The following is a 22,958-nucleotide window of genomic DNA, read 5'->3' as shown; positions in this document are numbered from 1 at the left end:
CGAGCGCTCCACCGCCCTCGGCGCATGGCGTCGGCCGCATGGAGTTCCGCCGATCGCACCGGCGTCCGCCGTGTGCTGTTCCTGACCCGTGACGCGTTCAAGTCGTGCGGCGCCACGCCTCATCCGTCGGCCTTCCGAGCCGCTCGATGGTCGAGTGCAGGTTCGGCGGCTCCCGGGCGCGCGAGCAGAGCCAGGACGCGCACGGCCGCCGCCGACGCTGGCTCGTGCTCCCAGATGCGCACGACCGTCCAGCCCAGCTCGGCGAGCATGCGGTCCGTGTCCCGGTCTCTCGTGCGGTTCGCCGTGATCTTGGCCTTCCACCACTCGCTGTTGGCTCGCGGGCTTGTGCCGTGCTCGGGGCAGCCGTGCCAGAAGCAGCCGTCGACGAAGACGGCAACCTTGGCTCGGGTGAACGCGACATCGATCGTTCGGCGGCGCTGACCTGGCACCGGGAACGCGACGCGATACCGCAGCCCTCTAGAGAAGAGTTCGCGGCGCAAGGCCAGCTCAGGCGCCGTGTCTCGCCTCCGCGCCGCGCTCATCCTCAGCGACACCTCAGCGGACGACGCGCCCGGGTGCGCCGGGACATGTTGCGGCCGCGCCCGCCCGGCATCCATCAGAACCCCCCCTCACCCGTCTGCCTCGACCGCGAACACCCGATCTGTCGGACCTGGCCCATGCATGAACTGTGACGAGTGTCGAGGCAAGCGCGGCGCGACGTACCGCCACGGTCAGGTCTGTGGAACTGCCAGGATCGCCGAAGCACTCGATTCGCACCACGACCCGTGCTGCCCCTGGAAGGTCGCGTTCAGTCCGCAGCGCCGAGCACGCCAGCCGTAGCGTCAGGCTCGTCGGCGAGAACGGCCTTGATGAGCCTCTGTCCAGCGGGCGTGTGCTTGAGCAGATCCTTGTCGCGGCGGACGTGTTCGCGCAAGACGTGCCGGACGACGCCGACGTTCACACCGTTGCCCATCTGCTTGTACGTCGCGGCAGCACGCTGATCTCCGAAGTCGAACCACTCCGGCAGACCCTGCAAGCGCGCGGTCTCGCGCGGCGACAGGCGACGCTCCAACGGGCCGACGATCGACGTCTGCGTGATCGCAACGAGTGCAGGTAGGTACGTCGGGCGCTTCGCCCTGATGCCGGACGGACGGAAGTGCATCACCGTGTCCCACAGGCGTGGTGCGTCCTGAGCCTGCCACTCCAGCTTGCGACGTGACGCCGGGAACAGATCCGTGTACACACCCCACCGGTAGGCCCACGCCACGATCTCGGCGAAGTGCCGTTCGAAGAAGTCGTAGTTACGGCGGAGGTGCGACTGCTTCCAAGCGGGCAACGTCTCGTCGATCGTAGGGCGTGTCACCGAGGCAGGGACGAAGCCCTCGGGCATGTCGGTTCGAGCGACGTAGCGCTTACGGTCACCGACCACCTCACGCTCCGGCGCTTGGAAGCCTCTGATCACGACGAGGCGCGAGAGCTCTCGGAAGTCGGTCCACGAGTCTGCCCAGTACGGGAACCCTTCGAGCGGCCTTCCTGTCGCGCGGCGGATCGTCGACTCGAGGTCGTCCCACGCATCGATCCACAGCGTCTCCGTCTCGGTGAGGCGGAGGTCGACGTTGCTCGGCTCGGGGTCGCCCTCACGGATGATCCCACTCGTGAGGAGATCCCAGCCGGACTTGCGGTCGCCGGGCTGGAAGAGTTCCTTTCCGCCCTTCTTGGTCGGGAACCGGTCATTCATCGTGGCGACGGGCTCGGGCCCGACGGCCTCGGCGTCGATCTCACCGGTCTCCGTGCGCGGGATCCTCTCGTCGCGGAGGTGCTCGGGAATCAATGTCGCAGTGATGAACACTCGTTCGCGGACCTGGGGAGTGCCCCCCATCCACGCCGGGAGCAGGTGGGGCGAGAAGATCGCCGGCGCGCCCGAGACCTCGTAGCCGAAGAACCGCAGGGTCTCGATAATGGTCAGCCACTCGTGGCGGTGACGCGGCCCTACGAGGTTGCGAACGTTCTCAAGGATCAGGACCGTTGGTTCTCGCTCCTCGATGATCCTCGCGATGTTCCAGAACAGAGTGCCACGGGTCTCCGCCATGCCGTGCTGGGCACCCGACTTGGAGAACGGCTGGCAGGGGAACCCGCCCGTCAGGACGTCGATCGGGCCGTCGTAGCCCCGGAGCGTCACACCTTCATCGTTCGCGTCATCGGTGATGTCACCGAGCGCGGGCTTGTTCCAGTTGCGTTCGTAGACCGCGGCGGCCTCCCTGTCGATCTCGACGGCGTACTCGCACACACCGCCAGTTGCAGCCAGTGCGGCATGGAACCCACCGATGCCTGCAAACAGGTCGACGAAGCTGTACTTCGCGTTGGCCTTGCTCAACTGGTCTCCCACCTCTGAAGCTTGACAGCTCTCCGCGCCTTGTGCAAGTAGGACGCGCCTGACTGCGGAGGAGCTGTAGACAACCTAGCTCCCGACACCCACACGGCGTGCACACTCGTCCAGAGGACTCGGGCCTGCGGTGCCAGTCCGTCCCCGACTCGTTGCGACGGCGGCCCCTGCGGCGGCGGGCCGTGTCCGAAGATGGCCAAGCACCGCGCACACCTCGCCTGCGAGGCGGGTCTGGTAGGACTTGGCCATGGGTCTCCGCTCCTTCTCCGACGTCCCGAACCGGATCGTGCGGCTGTACCTCCAAGAGGCCGGTCGCCAGTACGACGCAAACCGTGGTCTGCCGCGGTTCGGCTCGATGACTCGTGCACTGATCGCGAGGTTCGAATCCTGCTGCGCGTACTGCGGCGAACCGGGCCTACGCCTTGTCGAGGAGCACCTCGTCCCGATCAACCGAGACGCCGTCGGGCTGCATGCCTGGGGCAACATCGTCCCGGCCTGCAGGCCCCGCAACGACATCAAGGCCGGGAAGCCCTGGTCGACCCATCCCAAACTCGACGCAGCCCGACGCACAGCGATCGCCACCTACGTCGCCGAGTACGCTTACGCGCCGAACGTCACCGAGCTCCGCGCAGTGGTGGAGAAGCTCTACGCCCTCGCCGACAGCCAGACACGGTCTCTGGTGGACTTCGGCCTCGTCGCCTCACGACCGTTCATCACTGGCCTCCACGTCGAAGACGGCTATGTGTCAGACACGTAGGCCGCTGGGCACCTCGGGCAGCGCGCTGGAGAAGATCAGGAAGTTGTCGATGTGCTTCTTCAGGATCTTGACCTTGGGCTCGCGCGCGGCACCGCTGGGTTGCCGGCCTTGGTGATGGTCGCCGAGAACGAGGCCAGCGTTCGCCTCGTTCACTTCGAGCACCTGCATACGGGCGAACCGCACCGACTCCTTGAACCGCCCAGAGTAGGAGAGTGGGCTGTACTCCTTGCCCTGAACGTGCCCGACGGACCGCCGCCACTCGTTCCACTCGATCGTGGCGACGTCGCCGTTGGTCTTCCCGTGGACCGTGTCGTGCTCGTAGATCACGTACCAGAATCGGCCGAACTCCTCGAGGCAGCGGACCAGGTCGTCGCGGTCGTTGCCGATGGCCTCCTGCTTCACGATGTTGGAGGCCTTCAGATCACCGTAGAAGTCGACACGCGGTCCGTCGTGGAAGACCAGGTCGTAGTCGTAGCCCCCGCGCTGCTTCTTCTTCTGGAACTGGACGATGTCAGCAAGCCCCTCTGCTCTCACGAACCTGTCGAAGCGGTACTCGAGGTAGAAGCCAGCCCACTCGTTCTGGAACCTGTCGGGCCAGGCGGCGGCGTGCATCTCCTGAACCGCGTCGAGCGCGCGCAGCCATCGGCCGGTGAAGAAGTCCTGGTTGAACCGCCGGAACACGTCGACGCTCGGGTGAGTGGTGTCTGCGACACCGAGGAGGTAGTCGGCGAACAGCTCAGCCCGGACGCTGGTCAGACGATTCCCGTTGCGATCGACGCGCTCGAACAGCCCGAGCGTCTGTGCCTGGTGAAGGTCGTTGGTCGAGACGTGGGCCGCAGAGTTGTTGGCAGCGCGCTGGATGTACGTCCGCGGGTCGAAGTCGACAAAGACGGTGACGGCGCGGTACCGGTAGATGCCGACGAAGCGGGTCACCAGTCCGTCGCGCGTGGCCTGTCGCTCGACCTCAAGCCACGACTTCGGGATCTGGATGCGCTTCTTGTAAGCGGGCCACGGGTACCCGAGGTGCGTCACCTGAGCCTTGAGGATGACCTGGTTGTGGAACCTGACCACGCGGGCACCGCCATACGTCGACGTCGTGGCGCCGGGCAGTGCGGACAGGAGGAGGTCGTTCTTCTCCTTCTCGGTGAGCGTCGTGTCGACGTCTGGAACGAGTTCCCCGTCAGGGCCGATCTGGTCAACGACGATTGATCCCACGCGCGCTCCTGCAAACTTGTTCTCGATGGACTGGGGTTCACCGACCCGACCCGACACGCCAGCGGCGTGGCCCGCCCCAACTCTGGCACAGGGGTACGACACTCTCGCTCGCCGCTCAGACGGACCTTCTCGCAGCACTCGTCTCGCGTTCGCAGTCGAGTGCGACGCCGCACCCCGGGTCCCCGCTAGATCGGGCTTCTCACACGCATTGTCCGTGCGCGCTCGCGTGGAGCGATGGTTCCGCTGATCCTCCGTCGAGGACCTCTAAGAACGCCGAAGGCCGCTGATCAGAACCTTCATCCTGACCAACGGCCTTCGAGGAGTGGAGCTAGGGGGATTCGAACCCCCGACCTTCTCATTGCGAACGAGACGCGCTACCAACTGCGCCATAGCCCCTCAAGCGAGGAACAGACTAGCACCCCGGGGGCGGGGTCTACCAAACCGGCCGTCCCCGGGGGAGCTACTGCCCCGCCGCCCGACGCCGCGCGAGGATCTCGTTGAGGTCGAGACCCAGCGTCTCGGTCGACGGCTTGCGCTCGTCGCCCGCCGCGGGCTCGGGTGCGCCCGACGGCGCGTCCACGACCACGTCCGCCGCGGCGACCGGAGCGGGAGCGGCACCTGCCCGAGCCGGCGAGACGACGTCGTCGTCCGTGAGCGGCGCGGGCTCGCGGCGCGGGGCCGTGGGCTTCATCGTGTACGTCGGCGGGGGCACGGGAACCGGGTCCCACGCACGGCCCGAGGGCACGCGGTCCTCGTCGACGCGCTCGACCTCGTCCGCGACGTCGGTCGCGACGGCCGGAGCCTCGGACGACCCGACGCGCGCAGACGCAGGCTCCTCGGAGCCGGAGTCCTCGGCCGTGGTCGTGCTCGGAGCCGTGACACGCTCGCGCGGCGATGCCCCGAAGGGGCCCTCTGCGGAGAGCGCGGCCGCCGTGGCGTTCGCCCGCGCGAGGTCCTGGGGCGTGACGCGCGGGATCATCTGCGTGCTCACCTGGGAGCCGTGCACGGCGCGGCCGGTGACGCGGGGACGCGCTCCCCGGGGCGCGGGCGGCGCCCCCAGGACGGTCCCGCGCGCGGCACGGGCGGCGGCGCGACGCTCGGCCAGCCACGCGGCGTCGGACCGCTGCGCGGCGAGCACCGCCCGACGGCCCAGCACGAGCACGAGCCCGAGGAACGCCGTCGGGACCACGCCGGCCCACCACGGGAGGTACCCGAGCGCGACGACGGCCCACACCGCGACGCTCGCGAGCAGCAGCACGACCGTGAGCGCGAGACGGCGGCGCGCCGCGGCGGCGCGCCGCTCGAGGAGGGCGAGGCGGGACTGCTCGGACGCCGGCTGACGGCGCGGCGGTGCCCCGCGCGAGGGTGACGCGCTGTCGGTGCTCCCCATGGCGTGCGATCCCTCCTCCTCGTGCGTCCGGCCGTCCGGCCGGTCCTGCGCCCCCGCACCCCCGAGGAGGGTACGACCACCGTCCGCGGACGGCCCCGGGCCGATCGACGCGACGGCCGCGACGCCGTCGAGCCGTGCGTCCCAGCCGCCCGAGCCCCCGCCGCCCGGGCCGGCGACGGCCAGGACGCGCAGGGAACCGGAGAAGCGGTCGTCCGTGCGCGCCTCCAGCAGCTGCTGCCGGTGACGCACCCGGTGCGGGACGTAGAACCCGACCCACAGCAGGAACACCGCGAGCGCGACGATCCCCGAGGCCGATTCCACGTCACGACCGTAGGCGAGGCGTGCGGCCACGGTCCGCACGCGCTCCGGCGTGTCGGTCGGCTCAGATGCTCTCGCGGCGCGTCGCCTGCCACCGCGCGAGGAGCCCGTCCGGGACCTCCTCGCTGGTGATCGCGAACGTGCGGTGGTCGCGCCAGGCCCCCTGGATGTGCAGGTACCGCTCGCGCACGCCCTCGTCGCGCAGGCCCAGCTTCTCCACGACGCGCAGGCTCGGGCCGTTCTCCGGCCGGATGTTGATCTCGATGCGGTGCAGGCCGAGGACCGCGAAGCAGTAGTCCGTCGCCATGGCCACGGACGTCGGGATGACGCCCCGGCCCGCGACGTGCTCGCTCACCCAGTAGCCGATGCTCGCGCCGCACAGCGACCCGTACGTGATCGAGGAGACCGTGAGCTGCCCGACGAGCTCGCCGTCCAGCTCCACGGCGAACGGCAGCGACGAGCCGGCCCGCGCCTGGGCGGACAGCACGCGGACGTACTCGGCGAACGTCGGCGGCCCTCCCCCGGTGTCGGGGCGCGGCGACGTGCCCTCCCAGCGCTCGAGCCAGTCCGCGTTGTGCGCGCGCAGGCGCATCCACGCGTTCGCGTCCCGACGGCGCAGCGGCCGCAGGACGATCGACCCGCCCAGCGTGTCGTCCCGCAGGGTCACGGGCCACGGCTTGGTGACGGTCCAGCCGCGCGTGATCTTGTGCGTCATGCGGCGGTGACCGTCCTCGGAGCTGTCGGCGGGCCCGGGCGGGTGCCCGGTCCTCGGTGCACAGGGTGACACCACCGGGCGCCCGCGCGCCACCGACCGGTGACGGGGGCACCCGGTGGTGCGACCAGGGGATCAGCCGAGCGTGACGACGACCTTCGCCTCGGCGCCCTCCGGCAGCGCGGGGATCGGGCTCGCCGGGTCGTGCTCGACGCCGTCGACCGTCACCGAGCGCACGCCCTTCGACACGTGGTCGGGGTTGCGGACCTCGATGTCGTAGACGGCGCCGCGCCACTCGCGGCGCACCTCGAACCCGTCCCAGTCCTTCGGGATCGAAGGGTCGACCACCAGGCCGTCGAGCGCGAGGCGGACGCCGAGGACGTACTTGGTCACGGCGGTGTACATCCAGCCGGCCGTGCCCGTGAGCCACGGGTTCTGCGCCTTGCCGAACCACTCGTGGTCGCGGCCGTAGAGGAACTGGACGTACGCGTACGGCTCCGCGCCGCGCACCTCGATGTTGTCGTTCTGGTGGTACGGCAGGATCGCGTCGTAGAACTGCACCGCCTCGTCCCCGCGGCCCAGCATCGCCTCCGCGATGATCGGCCACGCGTTGGGGTGGGAGAAGATCGCGGCGTTCTCCTTGATGCCCGGGTACACGCGCGTCACGAAGCCGACCGTGTCGTCGACCTTCGTGAACGCCGGCCAGTTGAGGTGGTTGCCGTACTCGGAGCCGAGCAGCTCGCGCACCGCGTCCATCGATGCCTCGCCGCGCTCCTGGCTCGTGATGCCCGCGATGACGGGCCACGCCTGGTGCTCGAGGAAGATCTTGCCCTCCTCGTTCTCGGCCGAGCCGATCTTCACGCCGTCGCGCGTGTACCCGCGGATCCACCACCGGCCGTCCCAGAGCTGGGCGTCCGCGACCTTGGCGATGCGCTCGCGCTCGGCCGTGAAGCGCGCGACGTCGGCCTCGGCCCGCTCGTCGCCCGCGGCCGCGAGCGGCTCCGCGATCTCGAGGAACGCGCCGATCGCCCACGCGTGCAGGAACGTCACGAGCGACGTCTCGCCGCCGCCGAGGTTGAGGCAGTCGTTCCAGTCCGCGCGCAGACCGAGCGCCACGCCGTTCTGGCCCACCTGCTGCGCGGAGAACTCGAGCGCCCGGACCAGGTGGTCGTACACCGTGGCGGGCGTGCCCTCGGCGAACGGGATCTCCAGGTCGAGGAACGAGCGGTCGCCCGTCTCCTTGACGTACTCGACGACCGACGGCACGAGCCACAGGTGGTCGTCCGAGCACGTGTCCTCGAGCCCGTGGATGAGGTCCTTCGGGTCGACCGTGGGCACGATCGTCGGGGACGGGACGTCGGGCAGCTTCTCGGCGTCGGGGTCGAACGCCTTGGGGTCGAACAGGTGCAGGCCGTAGCCGGCCTCCGTCTGGGCCCGCAGGAGCTCGACGATGCGCTGGCGCGTCTTCGTCGGGTTGGAGTGGATGACGCTCATGACGTCCTGCGCGGTGTCGCGGTACCCGAGACCCGCGCGTCCGCCGACCTCGACGAACGACGCGAAGCGCGACCACACGACGCACGTCTCGGCCTGGAGCAGCGTCCAGGCGTTGATCATCGTGTTCATGCCCTCGTGGGGGGTGCGGATGCGGAGCTTGGCCTGCTTGGCGCGCCAGTAGTCGCGCAGGCGCTCGCGCTCACGGTCCACGGCGGCGACGTCGGAGTACTTCGCCTGGATCGCGCGCCCGGCCGCGTCGCGCGAGCCGTACCCGAGCATGAAGACGAGGCGCTTGGTCTCGCCCGGCGCGAGCGTCACCTTGTGCAGCAGCGCGCCGCAGTGGTTCTGCGTCGTCGCGCTCTGGTTCGAGCCCTCGCCGCGCTCGATCGCGACCGGGTTGGTCTCGGTCCGGTACGGCCCGATGAAGCTGTCGCGCAGCGAGTCGTACGACGACGGCGTCTCGCTCGACGCGAAGTAGTGGTACGTCCAGGGCTCGTAGTAGAAGTCGTACTCGATGATCCCGTCCTCGTACGAGGAGCCGGACGCGTAGAGCGACATCTGCAGGTTCTGGTTGTCGATCGTGATCGTGTGGAAGCTGAACTCCACGTACGACCCCACGGTGAGCTCGCGCACCTCGTCGGTGGTGTTGGTGACCCGCACGTCCCACAGCTCCACGTCGTCGTCGAGCGGGATGAAGACCGTCTGCTCGGCGTCGATGCCCTTGTACTCGGAGCGGAACGTCGTGTAGCTCAGACCGTGCCGCGTGGTCCAGCGGCCCGCGCCCCCCGCGGGGTCGAGCTCCTCGTCGGGACCGACGAACGGCTTGCCGACCGGCTGCCACGACACCGACCAGTAGTCGCCGTCCGCGTCGTCGCGCAGGTACACGTAGTGCCCGGGGCGGTCGAGGGGGACGCCGTTCTGGCGGAAGCGCGAGATGCGCCCGTACTGCGAGCTCTTGAAGTACGAGTACCCGCCGCCGTTGTGCGACAGGACCGTGCACATGTCCCGGGTGCCGAGGTAGTTCGTCCACGAGACGGGGACGTCGGGGCGCTCGACGACGTACTCGTCGTGCGCGGTGTCGAAGTGGCCGTAGCGCATCGTTGCTCTGGTTCCTGTCGTGGGGGTGGGGCTGGGGGCGGGGGGTCGGGCAGGGTGGGGAGGTCCGGCGCCGTCACACGCCGGCGGTGACGAACCCCTGGAGCCACTCGAGGAGCTCGGCGGCCTTCTCGGGAGAGTCCGCCTCGACGAACATGCGCAGGACGGGCTCGGTGCCGGAGAACCGCAGGAGCGCCCAGTTGTCGTTCTCGAGGAGGATCTTGGTGCCGTCGAGGTGGGAGACCGAGACGACGGGGTACGGGCCGACGTGCGTGAGCGGCTCCGCCTCGAGGCGCCGCGGCACCTCGACGCGCATCTCCGGCGTCGCCGGCACGCCCGCCTCGAGCGTGTAGAGGCGACCCGTGATCTCGTAGATCATCGCGCGCAGCTCGGAGATCCGCTTGCCCGTGCGGGCCAGCATCTCGGCCACCAGGGCGCACGCGAAGATGCCGTCCTTGCCGAGGATCCAGCCGCGGATCGTCAGACCGCCCGACGACTCGCCGCCGAGCACGGCGCCGATCTCCTCCATGCCCGCCGTGACGTGCTTGAAGCCGACCTTGACCTCGCGCGACTCCTCGCCGAAGTGGGCCGCGAGGCGGTCGAGCAGGTGCGTCGTCGCGAGGTTGCGCACGACGCCGCCCTTCTCGCCGCGGACCTCGTGCAGGTACCAGTAGAGGAGGAGGAGGAGGTCGTTCGTCGAGATGTACTCGCCGGTCTCGTCGACGATCCCGATGCGGTCGGAGTCGCCGTCGGTGGCCATGCCGAGGTCGTAGCGACCCCCGCCCTGCTGGATCATCGTCACGAGCGTGCTCAGGCGCTGCAGGTCCGGCGCCGGCGCGACGCCGCCGAACAGCGGGTTGTGCGCCGCGTGGATGAACTCCGAGCGCACGCGCATGTCGGACAAGATCGTGCCGAGCGTGAGCTGGCTCGTGCCGTACATCGGGTCGACGACGACCTGCAGGTCGGAGCCGCGCACCGCCTCCACGTCGATGATCTTCTCGATCGCGTCGACGTAGGGGTCGGTGAGCGACCGGTCGACCACGACGCCCGTGCGGCGCGCCACGTCGATGTCGAGCGTGATGACGTCGTCGACGGACAGCGCGTTGGCCTCGTCCTGGTAGCGGTCCGTCTCGTCGTCGAGCGGCAGCGAACCGTCCTGGCGGAACACCTTCATGCCGTTCCACTCGGGCGGGTTGTGGCTCGACGTGACGATGATCCCGTACGCCGCCCCGAGGTAGGGCGCGGCGAACGTCACGAGCGGCGTCGGGACGTCGTCGGGCAGGAGCGTGACCGCGATGTTGTTGCCCGCGAAGACCTCGGCCGCGGCGATGGCCGACTCGCGCGAGAGGAAGCGCCGGTCGCCGCCGATCACGACGCCCTTGCCGTCGAGGCCGCGGCGGATCGTCTCGTTCGCGATCGCCTGGCACAGCCGGCGCACGTTCGCGAGCGTGTACCCCTCGCCGATGACCGCGCGCCAGCCGCCCGTGCCGAACACGATCTTGGTGTCCGTGTTCTTCTTCGGGACGAACAGGCGCTTGAGGACGATGTCCGCCGCCTGCGCGAGCTCGTCCGGCGTGTTGATGCCGCGGACCTCGTCGACGTCGACGATCCGGTACGACGAGATCCGCTTCCCCGCGCCGATGACGCGGCGAGCGAGCTCCGTGAGCCGGTGCTCGCCGTCGGACGCCATGCGCTCGAGCTCGCCGAACAGCAGCCCCGGCGCCGCCACGTAGGCGCCCACGTTGATCTCCGTGCGCGGCTCCGCCACGTCGCCCGCCTCGGACGACTCGAGGATCGCGGTGATCTCGCCCTCGGCGCGCACCACGCGCCCGTAGCCGTCCGGGTCGTCCACGACGGCCGAGAGGAGCGACAGGTCGGCGCCCGTGAGCGTGTGGCGGGTGAGCAGGCCCAGGAGCGACTCCGAGCGCAGCAGGGGCGTGTCCGCGTACGCGACGAGCACCGGCTCGTCGACGCCGAGCCCCAGCACCGACGCGACCGCCCCGCGCGCCGCGAGGACCGCGTCACCCGTGCCGAGCGGCGCCTCCTGCTCCACGTAGACGACGTCCTCGCCGAGCAGCTCGCGCACGGTCGGGTCGTCCGGCGCCACGACGACGACGATGCGGCTCGCGTCCACCACCCGACGGACGTTCGCCACGGCCAGCTCGACGACGGTCGCGCTGCCCAGCGGCTGGGACAGGAGGTCGCGCGACGCGGCGTCGTGCCCCGCGGCGAGCACGACGGCGGCCCTCGCGGTCCGGCTGTGCGCGCCCCCTCGCGGTCGCGGGGTCGTGGCGCTGGGCTTCGCGGGCGTCGTCGCGGTCATGGCGTCCTCACTGGTCGACCTCTGTCGGACAACGACTCATTTGTCAGGAGTCCGAACTACTGGCTCTCCCCGATCATAGGCACCCGAGACCCGTCGAAGGAACCCGATCCGGACCACCAGGGCCGAAGGTCACCCGCGCTGCGTCCGCGAGGAACCCCGAGCCGGGTGACAATAGGGACATGAGTGGCCCGGTCCAGCCGTACCCCCTGCACGGAAGCATCGAAGCCGAGGACGCGAAGGAGATCCTCCGCAAGGCCATCCGCACCAACCGCCAGGCGCGGTCCGAGCGGCTCCGCAAGGAAGCGGCCGCCGCGATCGCCGACGTCGTGGAGACCATCCCCGAGGTCGCCGCCGCCACGTGCGTCGCGACCTACGCCGCCCGCCCCGCGGAGCCCGGCACCACGGAGATGCTCGAACGGCTCTCCGCGCGCGGCGTGCGCGTCCTGCTGCCCGTGCTCGGCGCCGGCCTGCAGCGCGACTGGGCCCTGTACGACGGCCCGGCCGACCTCCAGGTCCGCGCCCCCGGCCGACCCCCCGAACCCGGCACCCCGTCGCTCGGCGCCGAGGCCATCGCCCAGGCGGACGTCGTCGTCGCCCCCGCGCTCGCCGTCGACTCGCGCGGCGTCCGGCTCGGCCAGGGCGGCGGCTGGTACGACCGCGCGCTCGAGCACCTGCGCCCCGGGACCAAGGTCGTCGCCGTCGTCTTCCCCGAGGAGGTCTACGACGCCTCCGACCGCCCGCTCCCGGTCGAGCCCCACGACAAGACCGTCGACGCCGTCGCGACCCCCCTCGGCTGGCGCTGGCTCCCGTAGCCCCGCCGCCCGCGCGGTCGGGCTGACGTGGGTGACCGCTCGGGCTGCCGCTCCGTCGCCACGGGGCGCGCGTGGTGACGAGATGCGAGAAGTGGCCCCTGGTACAGGGCCAGGAGGGGCAACTTCTCGCATCTCAGCAGGGCCATCCGCCATCGGTGGCACGGCGGCGCGCCCGGGCCGAGCATGACCGCCGGACCCGGGCCGCGGGTCGTTCGGTGAGGGGCAGGACGAGCGGTGGGGTCGGACCGTGTGCGCAGGACGTCAGAGGCGCACTCCTCGAACCGCCGCCCAACAGACCGGGGTGACGGTGCGCCAGTCCCAGCACACGGTCCGACCCCACCGCGGACCTGACCCAGCGGGCAGTAGACCCCACCGGACCAGCGGACCCCACCCCGCGGGCACCAGACCCTGCGGGCCGTGAACCGACCCCGGGACTACGGGACGAGGGTGAGCTCGTCCTTGCTCGCGTCGGCGACGGCCTGGGTGGAGAACGGCCAGTCGTAGGTCTCGCCCCGGGCCCAGGTCTTGAGCTGGTCCGCGTAGTGCTGGGACGCGGGGTGGCCGGACGTGCCCGTGACGGTGACCCAGGTGGAGCGGTCGAGGTCGTCGAGGTCGACGACCATCCGCATCGACGGGCCGGCCGTCACGTCGAACGACCCGGACGCCGCGTCCCACGCGGTGGCGTTGACGATCGAGGAGCCGCCGGGCATGCCGACGGGGTCGGGGTTGACCCAGTTGCGGACGGGGCCGGGGATGGACTCGCCGCCGAGGATCGGGTGCTCCAGCGCGAGCACGTGGAGCTTGCCCCATGCCCAGTCGGAGGGCTGCTTGCTCTGCTCGACGGTCAGGTCGAGGCGGGCGGACACGAGCGCTTGGGTGAGGACCTCGTCGCGCGTCTCGACGACGCTCACGGTCTGTCGGTCGTCCCAGAACGGGTCGGTCGGGTTCTCGAGGAGGTTCTGCACGACCGCGAGCCAGCGGCTCCCGCCGTTCGGGCGCGCCGACTCGGGCAGGTCGTCCCAGAAGGTGAGCTGGAGCAGGTTGCGCCAGACGGCGGCGAAGTAGGCGGCCGCGGCGGAGTCGGTGTCGGTCCGGTAGTCCCAGTCGGCGAGGAGCGCCTGGCCCTCGGCGGCGAAGCCGTCGTCGATCTCCTGGTCGAGCAGGAGCGGCACGAGCACCTCGGCGTAGGGGCTGCGGTCGTCGGTCTGGATCTCGTTCATCGTGTCGACGTCGACGGGTCGTCCGGCGGAGATCTCGGCCTCGAGGAGCTGGCGGATGCGCTGCGAGCGGTAGCCGTAGTCCCAGTCGGTGGTGAGGAACGGCGCGACGCCGGCGGGCAGCACGGCCTGGTTGGCGGCGACGACGAACCCCTCGGTCGGGTCGACGACGCGCGGCATCTGCTCGCTCGGGACGTAGCCCTGCCAGTCGTAGCGCTCGTCGGAGCCGTCGCGCGGCCACGTGCCGTCGGAGGGCACCTCGGCGTCGGGCACCGCCTGGCGGACGGGGATCTTCCCGGGTGCCTGGTAGCCGATGTGGCCGTCCGCCGTCGCGAAGACGATGTTCTGCGCGGGCACCTCGAAGAGCGCCGCGGCGGCCTGCATGTCGTCGGCGTCCTGGGCGAGGTTGAACGCGAAGACGGCGTCGGCGGTGCGGCCCGGCTCGAGCGCGGTCCACTGGAGCGAGACGGCGTACTCGCCCAGGCGGGTGTCCAGGGCGGGGGTGTCGACGGCGGACTCGGTCGCGGGGATCGCCTCGGAGACGATCGGCCCGTGGAGCGTCGAGCGGATCTCGAGCTCGACGTCCTCGCCGCCGGCGACGTGCAGCGTCTCGGTCCGGGTCTCGAGCGGCACCCAGTCGTCACCGCGCAGGTAGGTGTCGTCCCGCACGCGCTCGACGAAGAAGTCGGTGACGTCGGCGCCCATGTTCGTCAGGCCCCACGCGAGCTGCGCGTTGTGCCCGATGATGACGCCGGGGAAGCCGGCGAACGAGAAGCCCGCGACGTCGAACCCGCACTGCGGCCCGACCTCGTTGCAGTGCAGCCCGACCTGGGCCCAGATCCCGGGGGCGCCGAGGGCGAGGTGCGGGTCGTTCGCGAGGATCGGCTTTCCGCTGACGGTGTGCTCGCCGGAGACGACCCACGAGTTGGAGCCGGTGCCCTCGCCGCGCCCGACGAGCACGGGGACGGCGTCGAGCGCGCGGTCGGCGGCCTCGAGCGCGCCCCGGAGGTGGTCCGAGCCGTACGCGGCGCGCGCCTCGGGGCCGAGCTCGAGCGCGACCTGCTGGGGGTTGTCGAGCTCGCCGGGGTCGAGGATCGGCGCGTTGACCTCGGACGGGTAGGCGGGGAAGAGCGCGGCGACGCGGGCCGTGTCCTGGAGGGTGCTGAACGACAGCGCGCGCTCGAGCTCGTCGTCGTAGTTGCCGCGCAGGTCCCACGCCATCGCCTTGAGCCAGGCGAGCGAGTCGACGGGGTCCCAGGGCTCGGGCTCGGCGACGTCGACCTGGAGGCCGAGCACGGTGTACTCGATCGCGATCTCGGACGGGCTGCGGTTCTCGAGGTACGCGTTGACGCCCTCGGCGTAGGCCTGGAGGTACGCCTTCGTCTCGGGCGAGACGACGTCCCACTCCTCCTCGGCGACCTGCCGCCAGCCGAAGGTCCGCGTCACGGTGTCGGCGGCGATCGCGTCGGGGTTGTCGCCCACGAGCTCCGCGAGCCGACCCGCGGTGACGTGCCGGCGGTAGTCCATCTCGAAGAAGCGGTCCTGCGCCTGGACGTAGCCCTGGGCGCGGAAGAGGTCCTCGGGGGTGTCGGCGTAGATCTGCGGCACGCCCTGGGCGTCGCGCAGCACCGTGACCTGGGCGTCGAGCCCGGGGAGCTCGACCTGGCCGGAGGTCTGCGGCAGCGGCCGGCGCACGGTGACGACGACGAGCGCGGCCCCCGCGACGAGCGCGAGGACGAGCAGCACGGCCACGCCGATCAGGACACGCCGACGGCCGGACCGACGACGCCGGGGCGGGGCCGCGGTCTCGACGGGGTTCGCGGGGTCGGTACCGGGGACGGCGTCACCGGCGGGGGCCTCGGCGGGTTCGTGCGCAGACACGGATGCGAGACTACCCCGGCCCTGAGCGAGCGCCGCTCCGCGTATGATTAGCACTCGGAAGTTTCGAGTGCCAGGCGGTGTTGACACCGACGACCCGGCCGAGACCGACCCGATCCCGACCTGCCGGTGGCCGCCCCGACGGCCGTCTCGTGAACGAGGAGAACCCGTGCCCACCTACGCGTACACGTGCACCGCCTGCGGTCACGCCTTCGACATCCACCAGTCGTTCAGCGACGACGCCCTGACGGTGTGCCCCGAGTGCTCGGGGCGCCTGCGCAAGGTGTTCTCCTCCGTCGGTGTGACGTTCAAGGGCTCGGGCTTCTACCGCACGGACTCGCGCTCGGGCGGGAAGTCGTCGACGGCACCGGCCGCCGCGAAGCCCGCCGCTTCCTCCGCCGCGTCCGGCACGAGCAGCGCGTCCGGCGGCACGAGCAGCACCCCGTCGTCGAGCGGCTCGACCGCGTCCTCCTGACCTGACGCCCGGGGCGTCAGACCGAGGCGCCCCGGACGACGGCGGTCGACCACAGCCTGCACCGGGCGGCGTCGGCGGGCTTCGACCACGCGCCCCGTCCACAGGGCCGGACCGGCCCGCGTCTGCCCCGGGCGCGCGCGCCGCTACGGTCGCGCCCATGCTGCGCTCCCCCCGCCCGCCGGATCCCCGCCCGCGACCCGACCGCTCGACGGCGCGGCGTCGGCTGCTGCGCGGGGTGTGGTGGCGCTCCCGCTTCGTCGTGGCCGCGCTGTGCTGCGGGGTCGCGGCGTCCGTGGCCGTCGGGGCGCTCCGCCCTCCCCCACCACCGACCGCGCCGGCGGTCGTCACGACGCGCGAGGTGCCCGCGGGCGCCGTGCTGACGGACGCGGACCTCCGCGTGGACCCCGTAGCGGCGGAGCTCGTCCCGGCGGGCTCCGCGGCCCGGCCCGACGACGTGGTCGGACGCCGCGCGACCGTCGCCCTGCCCGCGGGCACCCTGCTGCAGGACGCGCTCGTGGCCGGCGGCGAGCTCGCCGCCGCGGCTCCCGCGGGCACGGTCGTCGCACCCGTCCGGCTCGACCCCGGTGTCGCCGCCCTCCTCGGCCCGGGAGACCGCGTCGACCTGCTCGCCGCCGGCGACCAGGCGCTGACGACGGCGCTCGCCGGAGCGCCGACCGACGGACAGCAGCCGCCGGCCGCGGATCCCTACCTCGCCCGCGCGGCCGTCGTCGTGCCCGCACCGGAGCCCGACGACGGGGGCGGGCTGCTCGGCACGGGCGGGTCGGGCACGGACGTCGTGACGCTCGTCGCCGTGCGTCCCGAGGAGGCCGTCCGCCTCGCCGCCGTGAGCGGACAGGCGAGCGTCACGGCCGTCCTCGTCCCCTGACGGACGGCCCCGGTCGCGCCGACGGGTGAACCGACGACCGGTGCCCGACCCGCCGGGCGAGGCCGTTGCCGGGCGGCGCCCGCGTTGGGAGGATCGCGCGTGCACCTGTCGTGGCGCCGCCGCCACGCGGACCACCGACCGGAGAGGGAAGCAGCACATGAAGGGCGTGTTCCAGGGATTCAAGGAGTTCGTGCTCCGAGGCAACGCGATCGACCTGGCGGTCGGCGTCGTCATCGGCGCGGCGTTCTCCTCGGTCGTCGACGCGATCGTCACCTACCTGATCAACCCGATCATCGGCGCCATCTTCGGCAAGCCGGACATCTCCAACCTGTGGGACATCACGTTGCGGCCCGCCCACGGCGACGTCGAGGCCTCGGTCCTCTCCGTCGGCGGCATCCTCAACGCGATCCTGCAGTTCCTCATCATCGCGATCGCGCTCTACTTCGTCATCGTCCTCCCGATGAACAAGCTCGCCGAGCGTCGCAAGCAGGACGTCGAGCCCGAGCCCGAGGCACCGGCGGAGGACGTGCGCGTCCTCCAGGAGATCCGCGACCTCCTCGCCGCCCAGGCCGGCAGCGGCCCGGGCCGAGCACCCGGCGGCCCGACGCCGCCGCGCGACCTCTGAGCACGCCCCCCACCGCCACCTGACCCCACGCGCCGCGGCGCCCCTCGGACGAACCCGGGGTCGCTCCTCACCTCACGCCGAGAGTGGGGAACGACCCCGGGTTCGGCGCATCAGCGCGCGGTCGGTGGCGTGCGGTCAGTGCCGCCCGTAGTGCGGCGGGACGTCCCCGAGCAGCCGGTCGTCGTTCTCGCCCCGGCCCCCACGTCCGGGCGCCGCCTCGTCGCCCCAGCCCTCGGACCGCTCGTCGGCGCTCACCCCGGACACGACCTCGCTCTCCGTCCCCCGTCGCACGGCCCGCCGCGGCCGCCGACGCCGCACCGCGCCGCCGGGCACGTCGTTCGGGCGGTCAGGACTCGGGTCGGACGTGGTGCTCACGCCTCCATCGTCGCACCGCCCGAGCGCCCGACGTCAGCCACCACCTGCTCAGGCCACTGAGATACGCGAGGACAGCCCACGCGGGAGCCGCGACAGGGTGACCTGCACGACGCCAGCACGTGACCCAGGCGACGCGGCCGTGGTCGCACGCGTGCTCGACAGCGCGGACCACGCCGGGCCCGCGCACCAGAGCCACGGTGCGACGGACGGCGGCGGCTCAGCGACGAGATCGCAAGCAACCGGCCCACGGTGAGACGACGTGGCGGGGTGGGAGGCGGCGCCGGGTCGTGGCGGGGTGGGAGGCGGCGCCGGGTCGTGGCGGGGTGGGAGGCGGCGCCGGGTCGTGGCGGGGGCCTGGCGGGAGCCGCGAGGAACGAGCGGCGGATGGTAGACCCGGCGCCGCCTCCCACCCCGCACCCGACCCGACCAGGCGGGCAGTCGCTCCCCCGTCCCCGCGCCCACGGTGACGACCCCGAACGGGTCGGCCGAAAGTCAGAGGTCGTCGTCGCCGTGCTGCTCGTCGTCGTCGATCACCGGCACGACCACGATCCGGTCGCCGCCGCCGGTCTGCGCGACACCACCCGTCTCGGGCAGCCGCGCGTCGCGCACCGCCTGCACGACCCGTCGGATGCGCTCGGCCTCCTTGGCGGGGTCGAGGAACGCGGCGGCGGACCACACCTGGGCGACGGTCCACCCGATGCGCTCGAGGCGTTCGGCCACCTGCCGGTCCCGCACGCGCACGCTGCGCTCGGCGACGTAGGCGGCGTCGTCGGTGAGGACGGCGACGAGGAGCTCGCCGGGCAGGTCGGGGTGGCCGACGACGAGCGGGATGCGGTCGCCGTCGCCGATGCCGTAGTCGGTCTCGACGACGAGGCCGGCTCGCCAGAGGCGCTCGGCGAGGTCGAGCACGAGCCGGTCGGGGCTGCCGCCGAGGTCGACGCCGTTGCCGAGGGTCACCTGGTCGGCCGCGCCGCTGCGCTGCTCGGCGAGGTCGAGGACCTCGGCGAGCAGCCGGGCGCCGGCGCCGCGCAGCCGCTCGGGGTCGAGGTCGCCCGCGGTGAAGCACGACACGACGTGGAGCCGGCGGCGGGTCGCGCCGACCGAGTCGAGCAGCATGGCCTCGGCGCCGGGGGTGTTGAGGATGCCGAACCGGTGGAGCACGCGCCCGTGCGGGGTGCGGCCGAACCCGACGGACAGGACGATCGTGTCGCGCACGAGCCCGGCGACGCCGGAGACGTCGGCGACGACCACCGGTTCCTCCCGCGCCCCGGAGAAGAAGCCGGCGAGCGCGGGGTTCTGGCGCACCTCGACGAGGAGGGCGTCGCGGATGCGGTCGGCGTGCAGGGGCGTGACGGTGACGATCGCGAGGGACTCGTCGGGCCGCGTGAGCGCGTGCTCGATCGCGACCTCCACGACCCGGTCGACCTCGGCCTGGGTGCTCTCGACCGCCCCGGACGCCGGGTCGGGCATGCCGGCGCCGTCGACGACGTCGAGCTGGACGAGGACCTCGGCGCGCGGCAGGGGCGCGGGGCGCAGGACGCCGTCGTAGCCGTGCTCGGCGAGGAAGGTCGTGACGAAGGGGTCGCGCCGCGAGCCGTCGGCGAGCAGCTCGACCGTCGGGAGCAGCTCGGCGAGCTCGCGCACGGTGTCGGTCGAGGCGGCGCGCGGGTCCCCCACCGCGACGACCTGTCGGCCACGGGCGAGCGCGGAGAGCACGAGCTCGACGGGTGCGTGCTCGATCGCGTCGAGGACGACGAGGTCGACGGTGCGCGTCGCGGGGACGAGGTGCGGCACGAGGGTCGGCGTGGCGACGAGCACGGGTCGCAGGCGCCGCAGCACGGCGGGGTGCTTCTCGGCCGTCTCCCGCAGGCTCACGAGGCGACCCTCGAGCAGCTCGGTGAACAGGTCCTCGGCCTCGTCGCGGTGCTCGCGCATCGCGGTCCCGAGGTGCTCGCGGACCGCCGCGCGGACGGGTGCCGCGAGCGACGCGACGTGCGTGCGGTCGAGGTCGCGGAACCGGCGCGCGAGCGCGTCGAGGCCGGCGCCGTCCTGCCCGGCCAGGGCCTGGTCCTGGGCGAGCACCTGCTCGAAGACCGAGCTCCACCACGCGAGCTCGAGCTCGGGACCCACGAAGTCGGGCTCGACGCGGCGGGCCGCGAGGTCGGCGAGGAGCTCGCCGAGGCCGAGGTCGGTGAGCCGGCGCAGGATCGCGGTGCGCGCCGGGAGGGAGTCGAGGGACTCGGCGTCCTCGGCGAGCGCGTCGAGGCGCGCCGCGAGGGCGTCGAGCGGCGTGTCGAGGAGGTCCCGGCCACCGGGGGTCCCGTCGAGCGCGGGCTCGAGCTCCTCCACGTCGATGCGCACGGCCTCGTGCGTGTCCTCGATCGCGGACAGCCCCTCGGGCAGCACGGGCCAGCCGCCGCGCGGGCACTGCTCCTGCCAGACCGCGCGCTGCGCCTGCACCTCGACGAGCGCGGCGTGCAGGTCGGGCACGCGGACGCCGGGACGGACCATGTCGCGCGCCTGGCGGTGCAGCCGCCTGCGGGCGAACCAGCCCATCTCGATGCCGCGCTCCGCACGCCACTGCTTCGTCGCCGTCGCCTCGACCATGTCCTGCGCGGTGCGCTCGAAGATGAGGGGCTGGAACACGTCGAGCGTGCCCCGCATGCCGCCGAGCATGGTGAGCTGGTCGCCCCACTGCCGCAGCGTCGTCGCAGGCGTCAGCCCGGTGCGCTGGGCGACCTGCTCGACCTGCGCGCGCAGCTGCGGGAGCGTGTGCGTACGGAGGCGCTCGACGCGCACGAGCGCGTCGTGGGCCTCCTGGGGCGTCGTGAGGGCGGCGCCGTACCACGGGGTCGAGGTCGCGCGCGTGGTGAAGGCACCGAGCAGGGCGGCCTCGCGCAGCTCCGCCGCGACACGCTCGCGCTGCGGCCCGACGCCGAGCACGACCTCCGTCGTCAGGCGTACCCGGGTGTCGGGCGCCGGTCGCTCGGCGGTGAGGCGGGCGAGCGCCTGGAGCGCGTCGTAGGCGGACACTCCCCACGGGTCGCGCACGAGGTGCAGCGCCTCGATGTACCCGGCGAGCCGGGCGCGCGCGCCGAGCAGCGCGTCGCGCGTGCGCGCGAGGTCCTCGTCCTCGCCCGGCTCGGGCTCGGTCGCCATCGCGGACAGGAGGCGGTGCGACGCGGTCTCGCGCCAGGTCGGCTCGGGGACGATGTCGAGCACGAGGCCGCCCAGGCCGAGCTCGTCGAGCCGCGCGAGGAGCGCGTCCGCGGCCCGGCGGTGGCCCGGGACGTACAGCACGTGGCGCCCCGACGCCGCGGCCTCGGCGACGACGGCCGCGAGCGTGCCCGCGACGTCGGACCCGGCGGGCGCGTCGACGAAGAGGTGCGACCCGCTCGCGAGCACGTCGACGACGTGGCGCTGGGACGGGTCGAGGTCGCCGGCGCCGCGCTCGTGCACCGGGTCCGCGTCGCCGACGCGCGGCGCGGGCAGCTCGGTGCGCAGCGCGGTCGCGGAGCGCTCGTCCCCGGCGAGCGCGGCGACGACCTCGTGGCGCTCCAGCGCGGGTGCCAGCTCGTCGAGGTCGTCGACGAGGACCTGCCCCGGGTGCACGAACGTGCCGACGAGGACGCGGTGGGTCAGGTCGAAGTCGTCGAGGACGGCCTCGCCGAGCGCGGCGATGCGGCGGGTCGCGTCGCCGGGGTCGAAGCCCGCGCCGGTGAACGTGGAGCGCGCGAGCGTCACGGGGTCGAGGAGCGCGCCGTGCGCGCGCAGCGTGCGCGCGAGGAGCGGGTTGATCTCGGCCGTCGGCTCGAGGGTCAGCTCGTAGTCGGTCTCGCCGTCCCCGCGCGGGGTGACGGTCAGGGGACGCAGGAGCACCGGGGCGCGCACGGTGCGGGACGTCGGCTCCTGCTCGGTCTCCTCGACCGCGCCCGGGGGCCGGTGACCCGCGTCGGGGACGTGCGCGCCGTCGGGCCCGTCCCGCTCGTCGGAGACCGCACGACCGTCCTCACCCGTGGCGTCGCCGGGGCCGGGTCCTGCCGCTGCGGGGCCGACGACGTCGTCGTCCCCGCTCGGGACGACCGTCGCGGGGGCGCGGCCGGCGACCCGGGCCAGCGCTGCGACGTCGTCCTCGGCCAGCGGCGCCGAGAGGCTCTGGGTCCAGGTCGCCACGCCGATCGCCAGGTACGTGGGCGCGACGCCGTAGCGCTGGGCGTGCTCGGCGGCGCGGACCACGACGGCCCGCGCACGGCGCCGCGCGGCGGGCAGCGACCCGCCCTCGCGGAACAGGTTCGAGAGCCGGGTCGGCCGCCCGGCGAAGAGCTGGGCGACGCCGGAGGGGTGGGCCGCCGTCAGGTCGACGACGGCGTCGCCGAGCAGCGAGACGTCGGCGAGCGACGACCCGCCGGCGAGCTCGACGAGACCGGCGCGCCACCGCGCCACGGCCTCGTCGACGAGGTCGGCCGTCGTGGGCTCCGGGACGAGCACGGGGCGGGGCGGCGTCACGTCGGCCGCCTCGGCGGAGGGCTGGTCGGTCTCGCCGGGAGCGGTCGCGGGCAGCCGAGCAGGATCGGCCACGCTCCGGGCGGCTGAGCTGGTGCGGGCTGCGGCATTCACCCTCCGACGCTAACCGGCCGCCTCGCGAGGCCCGGCGCGGCGCGCCGGAGGGTCGACGACCCGGACCGTCGGGCGGCGGCGTGCCGGGGCCGCCCGACCGCCGGTCGTGCGCGAGGTCACGAGGAGGCAGGACGACGAACGGCCCCGGATCACGAGAATTCGTGTTCCGAGGCCGTCGTTCCGAACTATTCCGGGGCGTTCTCCCGGAGAAGTGTGAAACAGCGCGCACCGCGCAGGGGGCAGGCGATGCGCGCTGTCGAGGACAATCTTGCACGGCGAGATGCCAGGCGTCAACACGGCCCACGGCACTGGACGGGTGAATCACCCGCGCGACCCAGAAGCGCCTGAGAACCACCTGGACGAGCGTCCACAACATGCGCGGGATT

The 22,958-nt window shown here is 72.6% G+C and carries 15 protein-coding genes and 1 tRNA gene; 5 read left to right on the top strand and 11 right to left on the bottom strand.

The window, feature by feature from the left end; translation table 11 throughout:
* Nucleotides 1-119: 119 nt before the first annotated feature.
* Nucleotides 120-617 (bottom strand): very short patch repair endonuclease, encoded by a 498-nt coding sequence (locus ACTJIY_RS05045; RefSeq protein ID WP_440673774.1) that lies wholly within the window; start codon nt 615-617, stop codon nt 120-122.
* A 191-nt stretch (nt 618-808) separates the two neighbouring features.
* Nucleotides 809-2,374 carry a DNA cytosine methyltransferase gene (locus tag ACTJIY_RS05040; RefSeq protein ID WP_440673773.1) on the bottom strand — a complete coding sequence of 522 codons (1,566 nt, stop codon included), beginning with the start codon at nt 2,372-2,374 and terminating at the stop codon, nt 809-811.
* A 256-nt stretch (nt 2,375-2,630) separates the two neighbouring features.
* Here ACTJIY_RS05040 and ACTJIY_RS05035 point away from each other — a divergent pair, with 256 nt between their 5' ends.
* The gene (locus ACTJIY_RS05035) at nt 2,631-3,140 is read left to right on the top strand and encodes an HNH endonuclease (protein WP_440673772.1); all 510 of its coding nucleotides are present in this window, start codon (nt 2,631-2,633) and stop codon (nt 3,138-3,140) included.
* Here the strand turns inward: ACTJIY_RS05035 and ACTJIY_RS05030 are convergent.
* The 6 genes from ACTJIY_RS05030 to ACTJIY_RS05005 all read right to left on the bottom strand — a co-directional run bounded on the left by ACTJIY_RS05030 (nt 3,129) and on the right by ACTJIY_RS05005 (nt 11,687).
* A complete protein-coding gene (locus ACTJIY_RS05030) occupies nt 3,129-4,355 on the bottom strand; it encodes a hypothetical protein (protein WP_440673771.1) in 1,227 nt (408 codons plus the stop codon). The two genes, ACTJIY_RS05035 and ACTJIY_RS05030, sit on opposite strands and share 12 nt — an antisense overlap.
* A gap of 323 nt (nt 4,356-4,678) precedes the next feature.
* Nucleotides 4,679-4,751: transfer RNA gene (locus tag ACTJIY_RS05025), tRNA-Ala, on the bottom strand.
* Between the two features lie 64 nt (nt 4,752-4,815).
* Complete coding sequence (locus tag ACTJIY_RS05020; protein ID WP_440673770.1) at nt 4,816-6,066, bottom strand: hypothetical protein; 1,251 nt, start codon at nt 6,064-6,066, stop codon at nt 4,816-4,818.
* Nucleotides 6,067-6,127: 61 nt separating this feature from the next.
* Nucleotides 6,128-6,778, bottom strand: coding sequence for a GNAT family N-acetyltransferase (locus ACTJIY_RS05015; protein ID WP_440673769.1), 651 nt, complete (start codon nt 6,776-6,778; stop codon nt 6,128-6,130).
* A 132-nt stretch (nt 6,779-6,910) separates the two neighbouring features.
* Nucleotides 6,911-9,367: a GH36-type glycosyl hydrolase domain-containing protein gene (locus ACTJIY_RS05010; RefSeq protein WP_440673768.1), complete on the bottom strand. Its 2,457-nt coding sequence runs from the start codon at nt 9,365-9,367 to the stop codon at nt 6,911-6,913.
* A 73-nt stretch (nt 9,368-9,440) separates the two neighbouring features.
* Nucleotides 9,441-11,687 (bottom strand): NTP transferase domain-containing protein, encoded by a 2,247-nt coding sequence (locus tag ACTJIY_RS05005; RefSeq protein WP_253052763.1) that lies wholly within the window; start codon nt 11,685-11,687, stop codon nt 9,441-9,443.
* A gap of 179 nt (nt 11,688-11,866) precedes the next feature.
* Between ACTJIY_RS05005 and ACTJIY_RS05000 the strand changes: the two genes are divergently transcribed.
* Complete coding sequence (locus ACTJIY_RS05000; RefSeq protein ID WP_253052761.1) at nt 11,867-12,499, top strand: 5-formyltetrahydrofolate cyclo-ligase; 633 nt, start codon at nt 11,867-11,869, stop codon at nt 12,497-12,499.
* Between the two features lie 434 nt (nt 12,500-12,933).
* On the opposite strand, the gene ACTJIY_RS04995 is transcribed toward ACTJIY_RS05000, so the two are convergent.
* Nucleotides 12,934-15,597 (bottom strand): penicillin acylase family protein, encoded by a 2,664-nt coding sequence (locus tag ACTJIY_RS04995; RefSeq protein WP_440673767.1) that lies wholly within the window; start codon nt 15,595-15,597, stop codon nt 12,934-12,936.
* A 166-nt stretch (nt 15,598-15,763) separates the two neighbouring features.
* Between ACTJIY_RS04995 and ACTJIY_RS04990 the strand changes: the two genes are divergently transcribed.
* The 3 genes from ACTJIY_RS04990 (at nt 15,764) to mscL (ending at nt 17,580) form a co-directional block, all read left to right on the top strand.
* Nucleotides 15,764-16,069: an FmdB family zinc ribbon protein gene (locus ACTJIY_RS04990; protein WP_440673766.1), complete on the top strand. Its 306-nt coding sequence runs from the start codon at nt 15,764-15,766 to the stop codon at nt 16,067-16,069.
* 157 nt (nt 16,070-16,226) lie between these two features.
* Entirely contained in the window at nt 16,227-16,955 is a 729-nt protein-coding gene (locus ACTJIY_RS04985) for an SAF domain-containing protein (RefSeq protein WP_439158377.1), read from the top strand.
* A gap of 157 nt (nt 16,956-17,112) precedes the next feature.
* Nucleotides 17,113-17,580 carry a large conductance mechanosensitive channel protein MscL gene (mscL, locus tag ACTJIY_RS04980; protein WP_353708514.1) on the top strand — a complete coding sequence of 156 codons (468 nt, stop codon included), beginning with the start codon at nt 17,113-17,115 and terminating at the stop codon, nt 17,578-17,580.
* 135 nt (nt 17,581-17,715) lie between these two features.
* On the opposite strand, the gene ACTJIY_RS04975 is transcribed toward mscL, so the two are convergent.
* Together ACTJIY_RS04975 and ACTJIY_RS04970 are read right to left on the bottom strand one after the other, a co-directional pair.
* On the bottom strand, nt 17,716-17,955 hold the full coding sequence (locus tag ACTJIY_RS04975) for a hypothetical protein (protein WP_440673765.1): 240 nt from the start codon (nt 17,953-17,955) through the stop codon (nt 17,716-17,718).
* Between the two features lie 492 nt (nt 17,956-18,447).
* A complete protein-coding gene (locus ACTJIY_RS04970; RefSeq protein ID WP_440673764.1) occupies nt 18,448-22,533 on the bottom strand; it encodes a hypothetical protein in 4,086 nt (1,361 codons plus the stop codon).
* Nucleotides 22,534-22,958: the final 425 nt, after the last annotated feature.

It is taken from the genome of Cellulosimicrobium sp. 22598 (genome assembly GCF_052044445.1).
GTDB lineage: Bacteria > Actinomycetota > Actinomycetes > Actinomycetales > Cellulomonadaceae > Cellulosimicrobium > Cellulosimicrobium cellulans_G.
Note: the sequence above shows the minus strand (reverse complement) of the source record. Positions and strands in the feature narration are given on the sequence as shown.

Excerpts from the sequence above, each read along its gene's own strand:
- ACTJIY_RS05045 (WP_440673774.1), bottom strand. The coding sequence starts at position 617 with ATGGATGCCGGGCGGGCGCGGCCGCAACATGTCCCGGCGCACCCGGGC.
- ACTJIY_RS05035 (WP_440673772.1), top strand. The coding sequence starts at position 2,631 with ATGGGTCTCCGCTCCTTCTCCGACGTCCCGAACCGGATCGTGCGGCTG.
- ACTJIY_RS05015 (WP_440673769.1), bottom strand. The coding sequence starts at position 6,778 with ATGACGCACAAGATCACGCGCGGCTGGACCGTCACCAAGCCGTGGCCC.
- ACTJIY_RS05010 (WP_440673768.1), bottom strand. The coding sequence starts at position 9,367 with ATGCGCTACGGCCACTTCGACACCGCGCACGACGAGTACGTCGTCGAG.
- ACTJIY_RS05005 (WP_253052763.1), bottom strand. The coding sequence starts at position 11,687 with ATGACCGCGACGACGCCCGCGAAGCCCAGCGCCACGACCCCGCGACCG.
- ACTJIY_RS05000 (WP_253052761.1), top strand. The coding sequence starts at position 11,867 with ATGAGTGGCCCGGTCCAGCCGTACCCCCTGCACGGAAGCATCGAAGCC.
- ACTJIY_RS04985 (WP_439158377.1), top strand. The coding sequence starts at position 16,227 with ATGCTGCGCTCCCCCCGCCCGCCGGATCCCCGCCCGCGACCCGACCGC.
- mscL (WP_353708514.1), top strand. The coding sequence starts at position 17,113 with ATGAAGGGCGTGTTCCAGGGATTCAAGGAGTTCGTGCTCCGAGGCAAC.